Below are 17489 nucleotides of genomic sequence, written 5' to 3' on the forward strand. Positions count from 1 at the left end.
AATATTGTTAACTTTTTTAAAATGAGGTTAAATGCGTTGACAACTTTTTTGAAAAGCACTTTATTGACATGAGTTTTAGAATGTTGTTTCATAGTCTTTGTATTGAAAAAAAACGATGATCATGTCGAAAAGTAAAAGTTAAAAAAATAAAGATTTTATACATATATCTTGTGTCTTATTTTGAAACGTAATACAATATATAGAGAAAACAAGAAACGACATACAGAGAATATATATTGGAGAGGGAGGGTCGGAAATGTTAGTTGCATATGATTCTATGACAGGAAACGTGAAGCGTTTCATCCACAAATTAAATATGCCGGCCGTTCAAATTGATGAAGCTCTAGTATTAGATGAAGACTTTATTCTTATTACGTATACAACAGGTTTTGGCAATGTACCGGAACGTGTTTTAGACTTTTTAGAACGCAATAATGAAAAATTAAAAGGCGTATCTGCAAGCGGCAATCGTAATTGGGGAGACATGTTCGGTGCAAGTGCTGACAAAATTTCTACTAAATATGAAGTGCCTATTGTATCAAAATTTGAGTTATCTGGAACAAATAATGATGTAGAATATTTTAAAGAAAGGGTGCGGGAGATTGCGACACATTGAACTGAATAATGAAATCACGCAAATGCAGGACGGTTTTTATCAGCTTCATAAAGATAAAGAGGCGTTAGAAGTCTTTATGGAAGAAGCTAGAGAGAATACCGTTCATTTTAATAGCGTGGCAGAGCGAATGGAGTATATGAAAGAACACGATTACTATTACAACGTTCTGGACGAGTATAGCTTGGAGGAAGTAGAGGGAGTATATAACATCGCTTATGGTGAAAACTTCGAGTTCCAATCTTATATGGCAGCATCTAAGTTCTATAAAGATTATGCGTTAAAAACGAATGATCAAAAACAATACTTAGAAAGCTATGAAGATCGTGTAGCAATTGTGTCATTATACTTAGGACGCGGTGATGTTGCGAAGGCAAAACACTTCGCAAGCATGATTGTAAAACAAAACTACCAACCAGCGACACCAACCTTTTTAAATGCGGGAAGAAGCAGAAGAGGAGAAATGGTGTCTTGTTTCTTGTTAGAGATGGACGATAGCTTAAATTCAATTGGCTTTAACATTAATACAGCAATGCAATTATCGAAAATTGGTGGTGGAGTAGCTTTAAACTTATCTAAGCTACGTGCACGTGGTGAGCAAATTAAAGGTATTGATAACGCCGCAAGTGGTGTAGTACCTGTTATGAAATTGCTTGAAGATTCGTTTTCATATGCGAATCAACTTGGCCAACGAAAAGGTGCCGGCGCTGTATACTTAAACATTTTCCATTGGGATATTATTGAATTCCTTGATACAAAAAAAATAAATGCCGATGAGAAGAGCCGTATCCAGTCTCTATCAATCGGAATTATCGTTCCAAGTAAGTTCTTTGAACTTGCTGAGAAAAACGAACCTTTCCATGTTTTCGCGCCTTATACAGTATTTAAAGAGTACGGAAAACATTTAGATGATATAGATATTGATGAAATGTACGATGAATTAATGAGCAATCCGAAAGTGAAGAAGAAGCCACTAGATATTAGTGCGCGTGATATGCTGATTAAAATTGCTATGATTCAGCTTGAGTCTGGTTACCCATACTTAATGTTTAAATCAAATGCAAATAACCAGCATCCATTGAAGGATATTGGAACTGTGAAGATGTCGAACTTGTGTTAAATATGTAGCACCTTCTAGTAGAAATGCTAGTCGAACAACTCCGTTAAACGGGGAAAGCCTCAAGTTTGAGGTAACCTACCGTGCTAAATCTTATCTTAGAATGAAAATATAAAAGTTCAGAATGTATCTTATTATTTTGTATAGCAGAGTTATCGGACAACATAAAGTAATAAGAGACTTTCTGAAAGATTAAGATAAGTAAAAGCCTAACGACTATCCCATTTGGGAGTAGAGCGCAAGCGATTGGCGTTCGAAAAGCGGAGCACCTAATCAGGTAATGCTGTAGGTGATGATATAGTCTGTCCTGTATGGTGACATACAGCAGTTGCATGAGCAACGGACTGAGGAGTAGCGAACTCGGTTGAACATTCGAGACAGAAATCTTCCAGCTTCAAGAAACTTCTGAAATAAATGATTACGGTACAGATGACATTATCCGTCGTGATATTAACTGTAACTTAGGATCGTTAAATATCGTAAATGTAATGGAAAATAAAGAAATTCGTGAAGCAGTTCATGCGGGAATGGAAGCTTTAACAGCTGTTTCTGATATGACGATCATTCCGAATGCGCCAACTGTGAAAAAAGCAAATGATGAGCTTCATTCAGTTGGACTTGGAGCAATGAATTTACACGGATATTTATCAAAAAATAAAATCGCATATGAAAGTGCAGAAGCGAAAGAGTTCGCTCGTACATTCTTTATGATGTTAAATTACTACTCGATTGAGAAAAGTATGGAAATCGCTAAAGAAAAAGGCGAAACATTTAAAGACTTCGATAAGTCTGATTATGCGAACGGCACATACTTTGAAAAGTATGAAACGACAGATTACAGCCCGGTAACTGAGAAAGTTCAGCAACTATTTGAAGGAATTCATATTCCAACAAAAGAAGATTGGACAAGTTTAAAAGAGCAAGTGAAGAAGAATGGATTATATAATTCATATCGTCTTGCTATCGCTCCTACACAATCTATCAGTTACGTTCAAAATGCAACTTCAAGCGTAATGCCGATCGTAAGTCAAATCGAATCAAGAACGTATGCGAATGCGACAACATATTATCCAATGCCATATTTATCAAAAGATACGTTCTGGTACTATAAATCTTCTTACGACATGAATCAGTTTAAATTAATTGATTTAATCGCAGAAATTCAAGAGCATATTGACCAGGGAATTAGTACGATTCTTTACGTTAATAGTGATATTTCAACACGTGAGTTAGCACGTTACTACATTTATGCACATAAAAAAGGCTTGAAGAGTCTTTATTATACGAGAACACGTAAATTAAGCGTGGAAGAGTGCGTGGCTTGTACTGTTTAATATAAAAAGTGTGACATGATGAGCAGGGTTTTCTGAACCCTGCTCATGCTTAGTTATCAATTTTTCATGTTTATTTAGAGAAGGGGCGATTGAATGCGTGCGGTAAACTGGAACAAAAAGGAAGACGATTTTAGTTTAATGTTTTGGAAGCAAAACATCGCTCAGTTTTGGACAGAAGAAGAAATCGCGGTATCTTCTGACAAAAATACTTGGGCACAATTATCAAGAGAAGAGCAGGTTGCTTATAAGCGCGTATTAGGTGGTTTAACACTTTTAGATACGAAACAAGGCGGCGAAGGGATGCCGCTTGTACTTGTTCATCTTGAAAATTTACAAGCGAAAAGTGTATTAGCTTTCATGGGTGCTATGGAAGAAGTACATGCGAAGAGTTACAGTCATATTTTCACAACGCTAGCTACTGAAGAAGAAATTGATGATATTTTTGAATGGGTAGATAACCATCCGTTACTTGAGAAAAAGGCTGGTATTATTACTCGTTACTACCGTCGTCTATTAAAGCCTGAAGTAACGAAAAAAGAGTTATACATGGCAATGGTAGCAAGTGTATTCTTAGAAAGTTACTTATTCTATAGTGGATTCTTCTATCCACTTTACTTAGCTGGTCAAGGTAAATTGACTGCAAGTGGTGAGATTATTAACCTAATCATTCGTGATGAGTCAATTCACGGCGTATTCGTCGGTATTTTAGCACAGCAACTCTTCGCAGAACTTTCTGCAGAAGATCAACAAGAAGTGCAAAAAGAAACGCAAGAATTATTAATGGAACTATATGAAATTGAAATGGCATACACAGAAGAAATTTACACTTCTATTGGTCTTGTAGAAGATGTAAATCGTTTCGTTCGTTACAATGCGAATAAAGGACTTATGAACTTAGGGCTTGAGCCGAAGTTTGAAGAAGAAGAAATTAACCCAATCGTTTTAAACGGTTTACGTACAGATACGAAAAACCATGATTTCTTCTCTGTAAAAGGAAATGGTTACGTAAAAGCAACGAACGTTGAAAAGTTAGCTGACGATGACTTCGTATTCAATTTTTAATATAGTGTTAAAAAAAAGCTGTCTTTATAGAAAAGACAGCTTTTTTTATATGAATGGTTTACATAATGTTATTATTTCACTTCCGCATAAATTATACTTTTATCTCGTAAAAGTATAATTTATGAGGAAGTGAAAATAAAAAACGGATTAAAGTTCTGTTTTTTTATATTTAGCAGTATGAGAGATTGAATAACTTATGTCAAAATGAATAAAAAATGATAAGAAGTGAGGCCTAATTCCACCTATATGTTCTTTTTCGGAGTGCTTTTTTTGACTACAGAAATATTGGCTCGAAAATTGCATGGATATTTAAAAACAAAAGGAAATTGTAATAGATTGTGTGGTATATACAGTCGTTTGAAAGCGTTTCCTTTCTGCTGTCGATTTTTAAATAGAAATTAGATAGGAAAAGTAGGGGGAATGATAGGTGGGAAAAGTAGTTGGTTTAAAACGTTCATTAGGGCTGTGGTCAATTGTTATGCTAGGGGTCGGGTACATGACACCGATGGTTGGATTTGATACATTTGGAATTGTTTCGGAAAAAACGGGTGGGCATGTTCCAGGAGCTTATTTGATTGCATTAGCAGGGATGTTGTTTACCGCTGCAAGCTACGGCAAAATGGTAAAGGTTTTTCCTACCGCAGGATCAGCTTATACGTATACACAGAAGACAATTAGTGCAAGGCTTGGATTTCTTGTTGGATGGTCCGCGTTATTGGATTATTTGTTTCTACCGATGGTGAACGCACTATTAACGAGAATTTATTTGTCAGCATTTTTTCCAAGTGTTCCTAGTTGGATATGGGTCATCGGTTTTATTCTACTGATTACACTTATAAATATTATTAGCGTGAATGTTACTGCTAACTTCAATACTTTTTTAGTAATATTTCAAGTGCTAGTAATGGCCGTGTTTGTTTTTCTAGTTATAAAAGGCTTATTAGCGGGAGAGGGAATAGGAGAAGTTTTTTCCATTCAGCCGTTTTTTCAATCGGATATACAAATATCACCGTTAGTTGCAGGTGCGACAATTCTTTGTTTTTCATTTTTAGGTTTTGATGCAGTAACTACATTTTCTGAAGAGACACCAAACGCGAAGAAGACAATTCCTCGAGCTATTTTTCTTACTGCTTTAATTGGTGGAGTTTTATTCATTACTACTACGTATTTTACACAATCTATGTTTCCAGATACATCTGTATTTAAAAATCAAGAATCAGCATCTCCAGAAATTGCACTATATGTTGGTGGGAAATTATTTCAAGCTTTCTTTTTAGTAGGAACCCTTATGGGGACACTTGCGTCCGGTTTAGCTTCTCATACAAGTGTATCTCGATTATTATACGTAATGGGGCGAGATAATGTAATTCCGAAGAAAATATTCGGATACATTCATCCTCGATGGCGAACTCCAGTATATAACATTATTATTGTAGGGATTATTTCACTCTCCGCTATATTCATTGATTTAGAAACGGCAGCATCACTTATTAATTTTGGAGCGCTTATTGCATTTACATTTGTTAATTTATCTGTAATTTCCTACTATGTAATTAAGAAAAAAAGATATAAAACGATAAAAGACTGTTTAAATTTCTTAGTGATGCCTATTTTAGGTGCTGGTACTGTGGCAGTACTATGGTTTAACCTCAATATTCATTCACTTATTCTAGGGATTTGCTGGGCTGCTATTGGAATTGGGTACCTTCTATATGTTACAAATATGTTCCGTTCAGCTCCTCCGCAAATGCATTTTGAAGAAGCACAGGAAATATAAAAAGAAAAAGGCATCGGATAAGTTCCGATGTCTTTTTTTATATTTGATAATCATGCAGTATTGCATAAGTCATTCAAAGATTCATAAGTAGGAGGATAACAAGATAGGATTAACATAGTATTTTCACTTGGCACGATTATTGCTTTGTACAATTAGTAAAAATATAAAGAGGGGTGTTATCGTGCCGATTCAATCAGAAAAACATACAAATACAGTTGAAGTTGAAAATCCTTTAGAGGAATTTCAAGCTATATTAAAAGAGGCGCTTCATTTTTTAAGTTATCCAGACGAAGTATTCGAATTTTTGAAAAAACCGATGCGGTTTTTAGAAGTAAGCATTCCTGTTCGCATGGATGATGGAACAACAAAGGTATTTCAAGGGTATCGCGCTCAGCATAACGACGCAGCAGGGCCAACAAAAGGTGGTATTAGATTTCATCCAGATGTTACGGCAGAAGAAGTAAAAGCACTTGCTGGCTGGATGAGCTTGAAATGTGGAGTGACAGGACTGCCATATGGAGGCGCAAAGGGCGGGATTATTTGTAATCCACAGGAGTTGAGTTTTAGAGAACTAGAGTTACTGAGTCGTGGGTATGTAAGAGCAGTAAGTCAAATTGTGGGACCGACGAAAGATATTCCAGCACCTGATATGTATACAAATGCGCAAATTATGGCTTGGATGCTAGATGAATATGACCATATCAGGGAGTTTGACTCTCCAGGATTTATAACCGGGAAGCCATTAATGCTAGGAGGATCACAAGGGCGAGAAACAGCAACTTCTAAAGGTGTATTGTATACACTTCAGTTAGTAAGTGAGTTAAAACAAATTCCGCTACAAAATATGCGAGTTATTATTCAAGGGTTCGGGAATGTTGGAGGTTATTTGGCGAAATATTTATATGATATTGGTGTGAAAGTAGTCGGGGTATCAGATGCTATAGGAGGAATTTATAATCCAGCCGGTCTAGATGTTCCTTATTTACTAGAAAACAGAGATTCTTTCGGTGTAGTATCGAATCTCTTTAATAAAACAATTTCTAATCAGGAGTTGTTAGAAAAAGAATGTGATGTACTCATTCCGGCGGCAATTGGAGGAGTCATTACAAAACATAATGCAGGAAAGCTTGGATGTAAGATTATCATTGAGGCTGCAAATGGACCAACAACAAAAGAGGCGATAACTATGTTAGAAGAAAAGGGGATTTTGGTTGTTCCAGATATTTTAGCAAACTCTGGTGGCGTGATAGTTTCATATTTTGAATGGTGTCAAAATAACCAAGGATATTACTGGACGGAGCAATATGTTGATCAATGTTTAAAGGAGAAAATTACATCTAGTTTTTCTAACGTACTTGATACTTCTAAACGCTTTGGAGTAAATATGAAAATTGCTGCTTATATGGAAGGGGTTCGCAAGATTGTAGAAGCATCGCGCCTAAGAGGTTGGTTGCATTTTTAACCTAAAGGGAGGGCTAAAATGAAACTGGATATTTTATTAGAAGAAGTGGAGAGACAACAAATCGGTTATTACTGTATTGTGTCGAATAGTCATCGTTACGATATAGCTGTTACGTATTCGCAACAGTTTCTTGGAAAAGCAATGGTTACCTCAATTCAAAATGGGAGAATGGTTTTATTAAGCCAAGAAGATATTGGAGAGGAACAATATTGGGCAACAAGGCTAGGGATTGAGGTAGAGGACATAGAAGAGTTTCAAAGCTTTTTCTATATGATTCTTCAGTCACAAAGGTTAGAAGAACAATATTAATAGAAGAAAAGAAGGGGATGATTGATTATGTATTATGATATTATTACGAGTCCGTGTTATGGAATAATTGAAAAAGTGTCTATCGATAAAGATTCTCGAATTTATGAATGGGAGCCATTATTCTCTATTAAAGATATGAATGGTAAACTGGAAGTAATTAAGATGGGATGTAGTGGAGAAGTTCAATCTTTAGAAGTAGAAGCGGGAGATAAAGTAATTCCAGGTATGGTATTAGCTTATATTCAAGAAGATCTTTTCGTTAGTGGTAGTGATTAATGATAGAACTATGAGGAAGATGAAGGCACTCATCTTCCTTTTTTTATTAAATAAAGAAAGAAATGTTTTATTTTCAGATTAATTAAAAAAATCTGTATTTAATGATACAATACAAATTAAATAGTTCAAAGGAGGAATAGCAGAATGTTTTCCATCGCTCATACAAAAATTAGACCCATAGTTTCTCTACCTATCGATCAATCTGAAAAGGAATGGAATATAGATGTTAAAAATATAAAAGAATCTTTTCTATTTTTAAAAAGAGGAGAGAAATTATTTGCATACGTTCATGTGAAGGATCTGCTATCAAATAGTAAAGGATTAACTTCGAAGCTATTACTTTCAAATGCTGTTTCACTAGATACAATATGTCATCTTAGTAAAGATATTTCTTTAACAGCTCTTTTTCAAATTATTGGGGCGCCGATTGCCATAGTGAAAAATGAAATGGATGAGCTAACAGGATATATAAGAAGAGAGGATGTTTTTGCAGAACTATTTAAACAAGAAAATCAGAGTGTTGATATATTGAAAATTATTTTAACGTCTATTCCAATGGGGATTTTTGTAGTAGATCGAGAAAAGAAAATTGTAAATTGTAATGAGTCTGGTTTGAAGATGATTAAATCGACTCCTGAAAAAGTTATGAATGTACCAGCAGAACTGATTTTTAATGGAGAACACATTAATAACGTATTTACAAAGGGAAAAACGATCTTGAATCAATTACAAATCACAAATGAGATGGGTGTATTAGTTGACTATAGTCCGATTCCAAACTTTGATCAAAGTATTGAAGGAATGGTTATTATTGTGCAAGATTTGCCGATGGTCGAGGACATGGCGATGGAAATTGAATATATAAAGGATTTAAATAAAGATTTACATGCAATTTTGTCTAGCATTTATGATGAAATATTAGTTGTTAATCATAAAGGGGAATTAATTCGTTATAGTGAAACTGTTATCAATGATTTTTGGGGGAGTAATTTGAAGGACTTGTTAGGAAAAAATCTTTTAGACCTAGAAAAGAAAGGATTATTTAGTCCATCGGTTACGCGATTAGTGTTGGAAAAACAAAAAAAGGTATCAGTTGTACAAGAAACAAAAAGCGGAAGAAAAATATTAGCAGTTGGAAATCCTGTATTTAATGAAAATGGAGAGCTTCATCGTATTATTATTGCCTCAAGGGATATTACTGAAGCAACGAGATTGAAGACGGAATTACATGAAATAAAGAAGATATCAGAGCAATATAAGAAAGAGTTAGATGACTTTAAAAATAAAGATCGTTTTCTTAAGAAGCTTATTTACTGTAGTCCAAAAATGGAACAAATAATTAACCAAGCTAAAAAAATAGCGAATTTTTCTTCCAATGTTCTTATTTCTGGAGAATCTGGTGTCGGAAAAGAAGTAATTGCCCAGGCAATTCATCAACTTGGAAACAGATCTTCAAAGCCATTTTTAAAATTAAATTGTGGTGCAATTCCAGAAACTTTGTTAGAAAGTGAATTATTTGGTTATACGAAAGGCGCTTTTACAGGAGCCGATAAAAATGGAAAAGAAGGATATTTTAAGCGAGCTGATCAAGGTATTTTATTTTTAGATGAAATTGGAGAAATGCCTTTACATTTGCAAGTAAAATTGCTTAGAGTCCTGCAGGAACAAGAAGTAATTCCTATTGGAAGTACAACACCTATGAAAATAAATGTACAAATTATTGCTGCTACAAATAAGAGCCTTGAAAAAATGGTCGAATCTGGAACATTCCGTGAAGATTTATTTTATCGCCTCAATGTAATTCCGCTGCGAGTTCCTTCTTTACGAGAGCGAATGGAAGATGTTCCAGTACTTGCCTTTCATTTCTTACAACAGTTAAATGAAAAATATAATAAAAATTATCATTTAACTCCAGATGCACTTAATTTACTAGAGTTCTATTCATGGCCAGGAAATGTCCGTGAATTACAGAATATGATTGAACGTTTAGTTGTATCAGCAGATGATCTAGTAATTGAAGCGGAGTTTGTTAGTAAGTTTTTAACACCCGGTTATGACTTTAATAAATCAAAACCAGTTATTACAAGAGTATTACCATTACAAGAAGCGCTACATTCTGTAGAAGAACAATTGATTTTGCTTGCAATGAAGCAGTATAAAACAACGACTAAGGCTGCAAAAGCTCTTGGAATCAGCCAATCTTCAGTGAGTCGTAAATATCAAAAGATTGTTAGTGAAAAAGAGATAGCGGCTGATATCATCTCATATTCCTAAAAAAGGAGAAGGTCACATAGACTTCTCCTTTTTGTGTGCGCTCAGCATGTACATATGCTCTGGGATTCAAGTCCCGAGTGGTGAAGGCGGTAGCGGAAATGATTAAAGTTTCACTTTATGCAAAATGGAATAGTGTATGCGGAAATGCATAAAATGTTTGTTGTTTTTAAGAAAATAGTCAGTTTATCCCGCTATTTGTGGGCAGTAAAACTCCCCCCTCAAAATTCAGGTGGAGCAAAGAAGTTAGGCTGGAAGCCCTGCTGTCCGTAAACGCCCGATTGGTGAGGGCTGATTAAAGTTTCACTTTATGTATGATTCTTTTGAATTTTAAATATTGGCATGGAAATTGCTTATAAATATATAAACGATCGATAAAGGAGGATTCAATATAGTGCTAGATTTAAAAATGTATGTAAACGGTGAATGGAGAGACTCTAGTAATCAAGAAAAAAGAACGATTATTAACCCTGCGAATGGCAAGGGTATAGCATATGCACCTGAAGGAACGATTGAGGACGCAAAATACGCAATAGAAGTGGCAAGAGCGGCTTTCGATAGCGGAATTTGGTCAGAAACATCCACTGCTGAAAGAGCATCATATTTATTTAAAATAGCAGATGAAATTGATAAAAATATGGAAGAATTAGTATACCTTGAAACAATGGATAATGGAAAAACATACCGTGAGGCAGAAGGAGATATTGGAGATGCAGCAGCTTGTTTTCGCTATTATGCCGGATTGATTACAAAGCCAGATGGCCAAACATATCATGTAGCCGATCCGATGCAAGCGATGGTTGTAAGAGAGCCAGTTGGTGTTTGTGGATTAATTGTTCCATGGAATTATCCGCTATTGATGAGTGTATGGAAAATTGCACCTGCTTTAGCAGCTGGCAATACAATTGTGTTTAAACCTTCTGAAGTGACACCAATAACTGCAACAAAGCTATTCGAAATCCTTGAAAAAGTAGGACTACCAAAAGGTGTTGCCAATATGGTAATGGGGGCCGGTCCAATAGTAGGGAATGAAATTGCAGCGAGTCATAAAGTGGATATGATTTCCTTTACAGGTGGAACAAAAACAGGTAAGCACATTATGAGAACAGCAGCAGATAATATGAAAAAGATTTCGTTAGAACTCGGAGGGAAATCTCCAAATATTATTTTTGCAGATGCAGATTTTGAGACTGCTATTGATTATGCTCTATTCGGTATTTATGCAGGTAGCGGACAAGTGTGTTCAGCAGGATCGAGAATCCTTGTAGAGGAAAGAGTTTATGATAGATTTGTTAATAGTTTTGTAGAGAGAGCGCAGCAAATTAACGTTGGACCTGGTGATCATCCTGAATCAGAAATGGGGCCACTTGTAAGTCAAGAACATATGGAAAAAGTATTGCGTTACATTGAAATCGGGAAAGACGAAGGTGCAAACGTTGCTTGCGGAGGTAGACGAATAATGGAGGATGGAAAAGGTGATGGTTTCTTTATTGAACCAACAGTCTTTGTCAATGTAAAACCTGATATGCGCATTGTCCAGGAAGAAATCTTCGGTCCTGTTGTAGTAATTCAAAAGTTTAAAACTGAACAGGAAGCAATTGAGTTAGCAAACGGTACGGATTATGGCTTAGCTGGAGGGGTATTTACGGTTGATGGTGCAAAAGCAATGCGCGTAATTCGCAAGCTTCGCGCAGGCATTACGTGGATTAATAGCTATCATCCAACATACAATGAGGCGCCTTGGGGCGGATATAAGCAAAGTGGTATAGGTCGTAGTCTAGGAACGTTTGGTCTAGAAGAATTTCAAGAAATTAAGCAGATTAATATAAATCTAGAAGTAGAACCTATTGGTTGGTTTGCAAATAAAAAAAATGTAGAGGTGAATTAGATGGAAACGAACGTGAAAAATAAATTGAATGAGAAAGAATCAAATGTAAATGAGTATATTACGAAAGTACTACAGTTAATTGAAAAAGAAAAAGTATCTGAAGAAGAGGCAAATTGGATTCAAAAAGAAACAGTAGACGGATTTAGAGAGCATGTGAATCCTGGTTTTCTTGCTTATAGAAAAACAGTAACAAAAGATGGACAATTTGCAGCAGTAGAATGGTCTGATGAAGGATCTTGCTTCATGGATATTAATGGTAAAAAATACATTGACTGTTTAGGTGGATTCGGAATTTACAATGTTGGTCACCGTAATCCGAAAGTAGTAAAAGCTGTAACAGATCAATTAAAGCGTCAAGCATTGCACAGTCAGGATTTACTAGATCCACTTCGAGCAATTCTTGCAAAGATTTTAGCGGATATTACACCTGGTGATTTGAAATATGCCTTCTTCACAAATAGTGGAACAGAAAGCGTAGAGGCAGCATTAAAACTAGCAAAAATGTATAGTGAACGAACAACTTTTATTTCTACAACTCGTGCTTTCCATGGTAAGAGCCTCGGTGCTTTATCTGGGACGGCAAAAGGAATGTTCCGTAAGCCATTTTTACCATTAATTCCGGGTTTCCGTCATGTTCCATTTGGCGATATTGATATGATGAGAAAAACATTTGAGACATGTGCATTAGTGGGAGAAGATGTTGCAGCAGTTATTTTAGAGCCAATTCAAGGGGAGGGCGGCATTATTTTACCTCCAGAAAATTATTTGAAACAAGTGCGAGAGCTTTGTGATGAGTTTGATTCGCTCCTTATTTTTGATGAAGTGCAAACTGGAATGGGCCGTACAGGAAAAATGTTTGCAGCAGATTTATATGATGTTGTGCCGGATATTATTTGTCTTGCGAAAGCGTTTGGTGGAGGTGTAATGCCAGCGGGGGCTATTGTTGCGAAAGAAAAAGTATTCCAAAGTTGGTTTGAAAATCCATTTATGCATACAACAACGTTTGGCGGGAATCCTCTTGCATGTGCTGCTGCAATTGCAACAATCCATGTATTATTGGAAGAGAAATTACCGGAACGAGCGATGGAAGTTGGGGAGTATTTCTTAAATGGATTGAAACAAGCAGCAGAAGGGCACGAAGATAAAATCTTTGAAATTCGTGGTCAAGGTTTAATGATTGGGATTGAATTCCATAAAGACGAGATTGGTTATGAAGTGTCAAAGGCGATGTTTGATCAAGGTATTCTTGTTGCGGGAACATTAATTAACTCAAAAACAATTCGTATTGAACCATCCCTTACAATTAGCTATGAAGAAGTAGATACAGTTATTAATACGTTTAAATCTGTGCTAACTCAAGTGAAAGTAAAATAAATTTCGCATAAGATTATATGTGAATTCAAACGATTGAAACTATAATTAGAATAGATTTACTTATATTGTATTACAGGAAGGCAGTGTAACGAAAAGTTACACTGCCTTTTTATTACATTTTTTGTTTTAAGTATTTACATGTAATTTGTCTTAGTGTACTATTTAACTAACACACTAAGACAGGAGGGGAGAAATGAAAATCGAGTTTTCTCCAAATACACCAATTTACATTCAAGTAATGGAATACATAAAGAAAGAAATTGTAACGGGTCATTTATTGCCTGGCGATAAAATTCCCTCTGTACGTGAATTAGCGAGTGAATTACAAGTAAATCCAAATACGATTCAACGTACATTTCAAGAGTTAGAGCGGGATGGAGTTGTTGTAACACGTAGAGGAATGGGACGATATGTAACGAATGAAGGGGAGAAAATTATGGAGCTGCGAAAAGATATGGCGAGAGAATTACTTCATTCTTTTATAGATGGAATGGACAATTTAGGTTTTTCAGAAGAAGAAATTCTTACAATCCTTCGTTCTTCATTACATGAGAAAAGGGAGGAGAGCGAATGACAGAGTTATTAAAAATAGAAAACGTATGGAAGCGGTACGGATTAAAAGCAGTGATCCGTGAGTTAAATATAGAGATTACAGAAGGAAAAATCGTTGGGCTTGTTGGAGATAACGGAAGCGGGAAAACGACGTTATTAAAAATGATTGCAGGATTGCAGCACCCTTCTGAAGGCAGCATAGTAATTAACGGTAAAAAAGTAGGGTTAGAGACGAAAGAAATCGTTTCATTTATGTCTGATAAGCCAGTCTTTGATGATTGGATGACTGTAAAAGATGCCCTATTTTTCTATCGAGATTTTTATAAAGACTTCGATATTCAAAGAGCAGTAGATACAATTGCGGAATTTAAAATACCGTTAGAAGAAAAAATTATAGCATTATCAAAAGGGATGGTAGAAAAGCTTCAAATTATTTTAACGTTTTCTCGAAAAGCGAAGTTATATGTACTAGATGAACCACTTGGCGGGATTGATCTTGTTTCTAGAGAACACGTATTAGATCTCATTCTACAATTTTATAGAGAAGATTGTACGATACTAATCTCGACTCACTTAATAAATGAAGTTGAAAATATTTTTGATGAAGTAATCTTTTTAAAAGATGGGGAAATTGTATTGTATGAAAATGTAGAAGAGTTACGTTTTCAGAGAGGGAAAGCTGTCACGGAGGTGTTTAAGGAGGTGTTTAGTAGATGAAGTCGAGCTTAATATATATGTACAATGTAAATAAAAAGCAAATTATTATTTCATTGTTATCATTTATATTCGTTGTAGCTGTAGCTTTCGTAAGTTTGGGAAATTATATTAAGCAAGAATCAGGAGAGATAAGGCAAATAATTATAGTTTCCTTAGTTATCTTAGTATATATAATTTTTATAGCATTGCTATTTATTCAGGCGATGTCTGCATTTGGAAAAATGACTGAAAGTACATTATTTCGATTAACGCCGACATCAGGTAAAAAGATTGTTTTAGCAATATTGTTATATACTACAATTAGTTTACTTATTTTTGAAGTAATAGGTTCTATTTTTTTATATAGTATTTCTATGAAAATAATAAAGGGTACAGAGCTCTATGAAGTGTTATTTACCCAAAGTGGATTAAATCCATTAGGGCACTTATTTAGTACTATTGTATATGTATTTAATTTATCTAGTATATTACTTGTATTGCTTTTTGTAGTAGCTAGCGTTAAAATGTTTTCTTTGAAAAAGAAGAAGTTAAAATATCCAATTGTATTTTTCTTATTTTTACTAGTAACAAAATTATTAGGTACTATATATGGAATGTTGGGCGGTCTTGCACCTACTGCGCCTTTAATAACAAAGTTAGTATATATAGATGAATCATCAGAAGCAAATGTGTTGCTCTATCAAGAAAAACTTATGAATTTATATAGTATTGCTTTTTCAATCGGTATATTTGTTTTACTTGTTTATATAACAGGTCGCATAATCGACAAAAAGTTAGAAGTCTAAAGGAGGAATCAGCATTGGGAAACGTAGTAGTGAAATTAGAAAATGTTCGAAAAAAGATTGGTAAGGCAGAAATCATTCGCGGCCTATCGTTTGAGGTTCGAGAAGGAGAAGTATACGGGTTCCTTGGACCGAACGGTAGTGGTAAGACGACGACAATTCGTATGATGACAGGTCTTATTTCTATGACAGAAGGCGATATTACAATTTGTGGTCATAGCATTCGCACGGAGCGTGAAAAGGCGCTAGAGCAAATTGGAGCGATTGTAGAAAATCCAGAACTATATGATTATATGACTGGAATGCAAAATTTAAAGCATTTTGCAAACATGGCAATTACCCCAATTAGTAAAGAGCGCATTGCTGAAATTGTAAAGCTTGTTGACTTAGAGCATGCGATTCATAAAAAGGTGAAAACATATTCACTTGGTATGAAACAACGTTTAGGAATTGCACAGGCATTACTTCATCAGCCGAAAATCTTAATTTTAGATGAGCCGACAAATGGATTAGATCCAGCTGGTATTCGTCAAATTCGTGATTATTTACAACGTTTAGCGAAAGAAGAGAATATTGCCGTAATCGTATCAAGTCACTTATTAAGTGAAATTGAACTAATGTGTGATCGCGTCGTTATTATTAAGCAAGGTGAGTTTGTACAAGAGTACAACTTACATGAACAAGCGAAACATGATGAGAAAGTAGTTGTAGCGTTTGAAGTAGATCAGGTACAGAAAGCAAATGAAATCATTAAAGGTAAGGCGCAAGGAAATGTAATTGCAGTATCTGTAACGAAAGAAGAAATTCCACAACTTGTAAAGAAACTTGTGAATGATGATGTGCTTGTATACGGAGTTACCGTTCAAAATAAAACGTTAGAGGATGAGTTCTTAGCAATTACAGGGGGAGTGAAAGCGTAATGTTTAAATTAATTCAAAATGAATTTTTAAAGTTGCATGCGAAAAAAGGTATGTATATTTTAATTGGTGTCATTGCAGTATTGGAGATTTTGGGAGTTTTAGCGATGCTGAAGTGGGGAGACGGAAGTGAATTTAAAGGATCATATTTAGATTTTGCAAGTTCAGAGATTGGTTTAATTACTTTATTTGCAACAATTTTTGGAATTACGATTGCTTCACGTATGATTACTGATGAGTTCCAAAAAGGTACAATTAAGCAGTTATTAATCCGTCCAAGAAAAAGAATTACCGTTTTATTCTCTAAATATATTACAGTGTTACTTACTATAGTATTTATCATATTTGCTAGCACGTTAATTGCAATGATTATTGGCGGAATTGTAAAGGATGGTAGTAAAACAGAATTAACGTTAGGAATCGTAATGAAATCTACTTTATATCAAGTACTTTCGCCGTTCTTCTTTGCGACGCTTGCATTTTTCTTAGCAAACGTATTTAGAAAGTCTGTATTACCATTGATTATTACGATGTTCCTCTTCTTTTTACAAGGACCAATTAATATGGTACTGATGATGTTTGCAAAAGGTGTAGCAAAATTTGTAGTGTTTTTCCATTTGAATTTAAGTGTTTACGATAGCAATAAATTAGTAAGTGGCGGAGCAGAACCACCATTTACAGAATTTACGTTTACAACCTCATTATTACTTGTAGTTGCATACTTTGCTGTATTACTTGTAGCATCAAGTGTATTATTCCAAAAACGTGACGTATTATAATAAAAGAAATCCCCGCTTGTAAAAACGGGGATTTTTATTACATAACGTTCTCCTAGATTTCAACTGGAAGAACAGTAATACGGTATTTTAAATAAAATGTATTATATATTTTAAGAGATATGTTGTTTGAAAACATTTGAGAAAAATAGGAAGATTTTCAACTATATTCATATTATAATTTAGTTATCCGACCATTTATCCCGCTATTTGTGGGCAGTAAGACCCTCACCTCAAAATTCAGCGAAAGAAAAGAAGTTAG

At 35.0% G+C, this 17489-nt stretch carries 15 protein-coding genes and 1 pseudogene; all 16 read left to right on the forward strand.

Annotation, left to right across the window (positions count from 1 at the left end; genetic code table 11):
• Positions 1 to 256 precede the first annotated feature (256 nt).
• The 16 genes and pseudogenes from nrdI to MRBLBA3_RS05315 all read left to right on the forward strand — a co-directional run bounded on the left by nrdI (position 257) and on the right by MRBLBA3_RS05315 (position 17230).
• Positions 257 to 616: a class Ib ribonucleoside-diphosphate reductase assembly flavoprotein NrdI gene (gene nrdI / locus MRBLBA3_RS05240; RefSeq protein WP_000959445.1), complete on the forward strand. Its 360-nt coding sequence runs from the start codon at positions 257 to 259 to the stop codon at positions 614 to 616.
• Positions 603 to 1730: pseudogene (locus tag MRBLBA3_RS05245) on the forward strand (ribonucleotide reductase N-terminal alpha domain-containing protein); the annotation flags it as partial. The gene nrdI and the pseudogene MRBLBA3_RS05245, both read left to right, overlap by 14 nt.
• 383 nt (positions 1731 to 2113) lie before the next feature.
• Positions 2114 to 3064 (forward strand): ribonucleotide reductase, encoded by a 951-nt coding sequence (locus MRBLBA3_RS05250; RefSeq protein ID WP_306295567.1) that lies wholly within the window; start codon positions 2114 to 2116, stop codon positions 3062 to 3064.
• A 93-nt stretch (positions 3065 to 3157) separates the two neighbouring features.
• Entirely contained in the window at positions 3158 to 4126 is a 969-nt protein-coding gene (gene nrdF / locus MRBLBA3_RS05255) for a class 1b ribonucleoside-diphosphate reductase subunit beta (RefSeq protein ID WP_001203023.1), read from the forward strand.
• 427 nt (positions 4127 to 4553) lie between these two features.
• On the forward strand, positions 4554 to 5903 hold the full coding sequence (locus tag MRBLBA3_RS05260) for an APC family permease (RefSeq protein ID WP_363380057.1): 1350 nt from the start codon (positions 4554 to 4556) through the stop codon (positions 5901 to 5903).
• Between the two features lie 181 nt (positions 5904 to 6084).
• Entirely contained in the window at positions 6085 to 7365 is a 1281-nt protein-coding gene (locus MRBLBA3_RS05265) for a Glu/Leu/Phe/Val family dehydrogenase (protein WP_363380060.1), read from the forward strand.
• Between the two features lie 18 nt (positions 7366 to 7383).
• Positions 7384 to 7674, forward strand: a complete 291-nt coding sequence (locus MRBLBA3_RS05270; RefSeq protein ID WP_000762559.1) for an SAV0927 family protein — start codon at positions 7384 to 7386, stop codon at positions 7672 to 7674.
• Positions 7675 to 7701: 27 nt separating this feature from the next.
• Positions 7702 to 7950 (forward strand): hypothetical protein, encoded by a 249-nt coding sequence (locus tag MRBLBA3_RS05275; RefSeq protein ID WP_000291043.1) that lies wholly within the window; start codon positions 7702 to 7704, stop codon positions 7948 to 7950.
• Between the two features lie 144 nt (positions 7951 to 8094).
• Positions 8095 to 10224 carry a sigma 54-interacting transcriptional regulator gene (locus tag MRBLBA3_RS05280; RefSeq protein WP_000491355.1) on the forward strand — a complete coding sequence of 710 codons (2130 nt, stop codon included), beginning with the start codon at positions 8095 to 8097 and terminating at the stop codon, positions 10222 to 10224.
• A 391-nt stretch (positions 10225 to 10615) separates the two neighbouring features.
• Complete coding sequence (locus MRBLBA3_RS05285; RefSeq protein WP_000886172.1) at positions 10616 to 12109, forward strand: aldehyde dehydrogenase family protein; 1494 nt, start codon at positions 10616 to 10618, stop codon at positions 12107 to 12109.
• Positions 12110 to 13483, forward strand: a complete 1374-nt coding sequence (locus MRBLBA3_RS05290; protein WP_000449698.1) for a putrescine aminotransferase — start codon at positions 12110 to 12112, stop codon at positions 13481 to 13483.
• 193 nt (positions 13484 to 13676) lie between these two features.
• Complete coding sequence (locus MRBLBA3_RS05295; RefSeq protein WP_000687511.1) at positions 13677 to 14057, forward strand: GntR family transcriptional regulator; 381 nt, start codon at positions 13677 to 13679, stop codon at positions 14055 to 14057.
• The gene (locus MRBLBA3_RS05300) at positions 14054 to 14752 is read left to right on the forward strand and encodes an ABC transporter ATP-binding protein (RefSeq protein ID WP_044741046.1); all 699 of its coding nucleotides are present in this window, start codon (positions 14054 to 14056) and stop codon (positions 14750 to 14752) included. Before MRBLBA3_RS05295 ends, MRBLBA3_RS05300 begins: the two co-directional genes overlap by 4 nt.
• Positions 14749 to 15537, forward strand: a complete 789-nt coding sequence (locus tag MRBLBA3_RS05305; RefSeq protein ID WP_097811494.1) for an ABC transporter permease — start codon at positions 14749 to 14751, stop codon at positions 15535 to 15537. The genes MRBLBA3_RS05300 and MRBLBA3_RS05305 overlap by 4 nt, the downstream gene beginning before the upstream one ends.
• A gap of 14 nt (positions 15538 to 15551) precedes the next feature.
• The gene (locus MRBLBA3_RS05310) at positions 15552 to 16454 is read left to right on the forward strand and encodes an ABC transporter ATP-binding protein (RefSeq protein WP_000528806.1); all 903 of its coding nucleotides are present in this window, start codon (positions 15552 to 15554) and stop codon (positions 16452 to 16454) included.
• Entirely contained in the window at positions 16454 to 17230 is a 777-nt protein-coding gene (locus MRBLBA3_RS05315) for an ABC transporter permease (RefSeq protein ID WP_097811493.1), read from the forward strand. Before MRBLBA3_RS05310 ends, MRBLBA3_RS05315 begins: the two co-directional genes overlap by 1 nt.
• Positions 17231 to 17489 lie beyond the last annotated feature (259 nt).

Origin of the sequence: Bacillus sp. LBA3-1-1.1 (genome assembly GCF_040676495.1) — a bacterium.
Classification (GTDB): Bacteria; Bacillota; Bacilli; order Bacillales; family Bacillaceae_G; genus Bacillus_A; species Bacillus_A nitratireducens.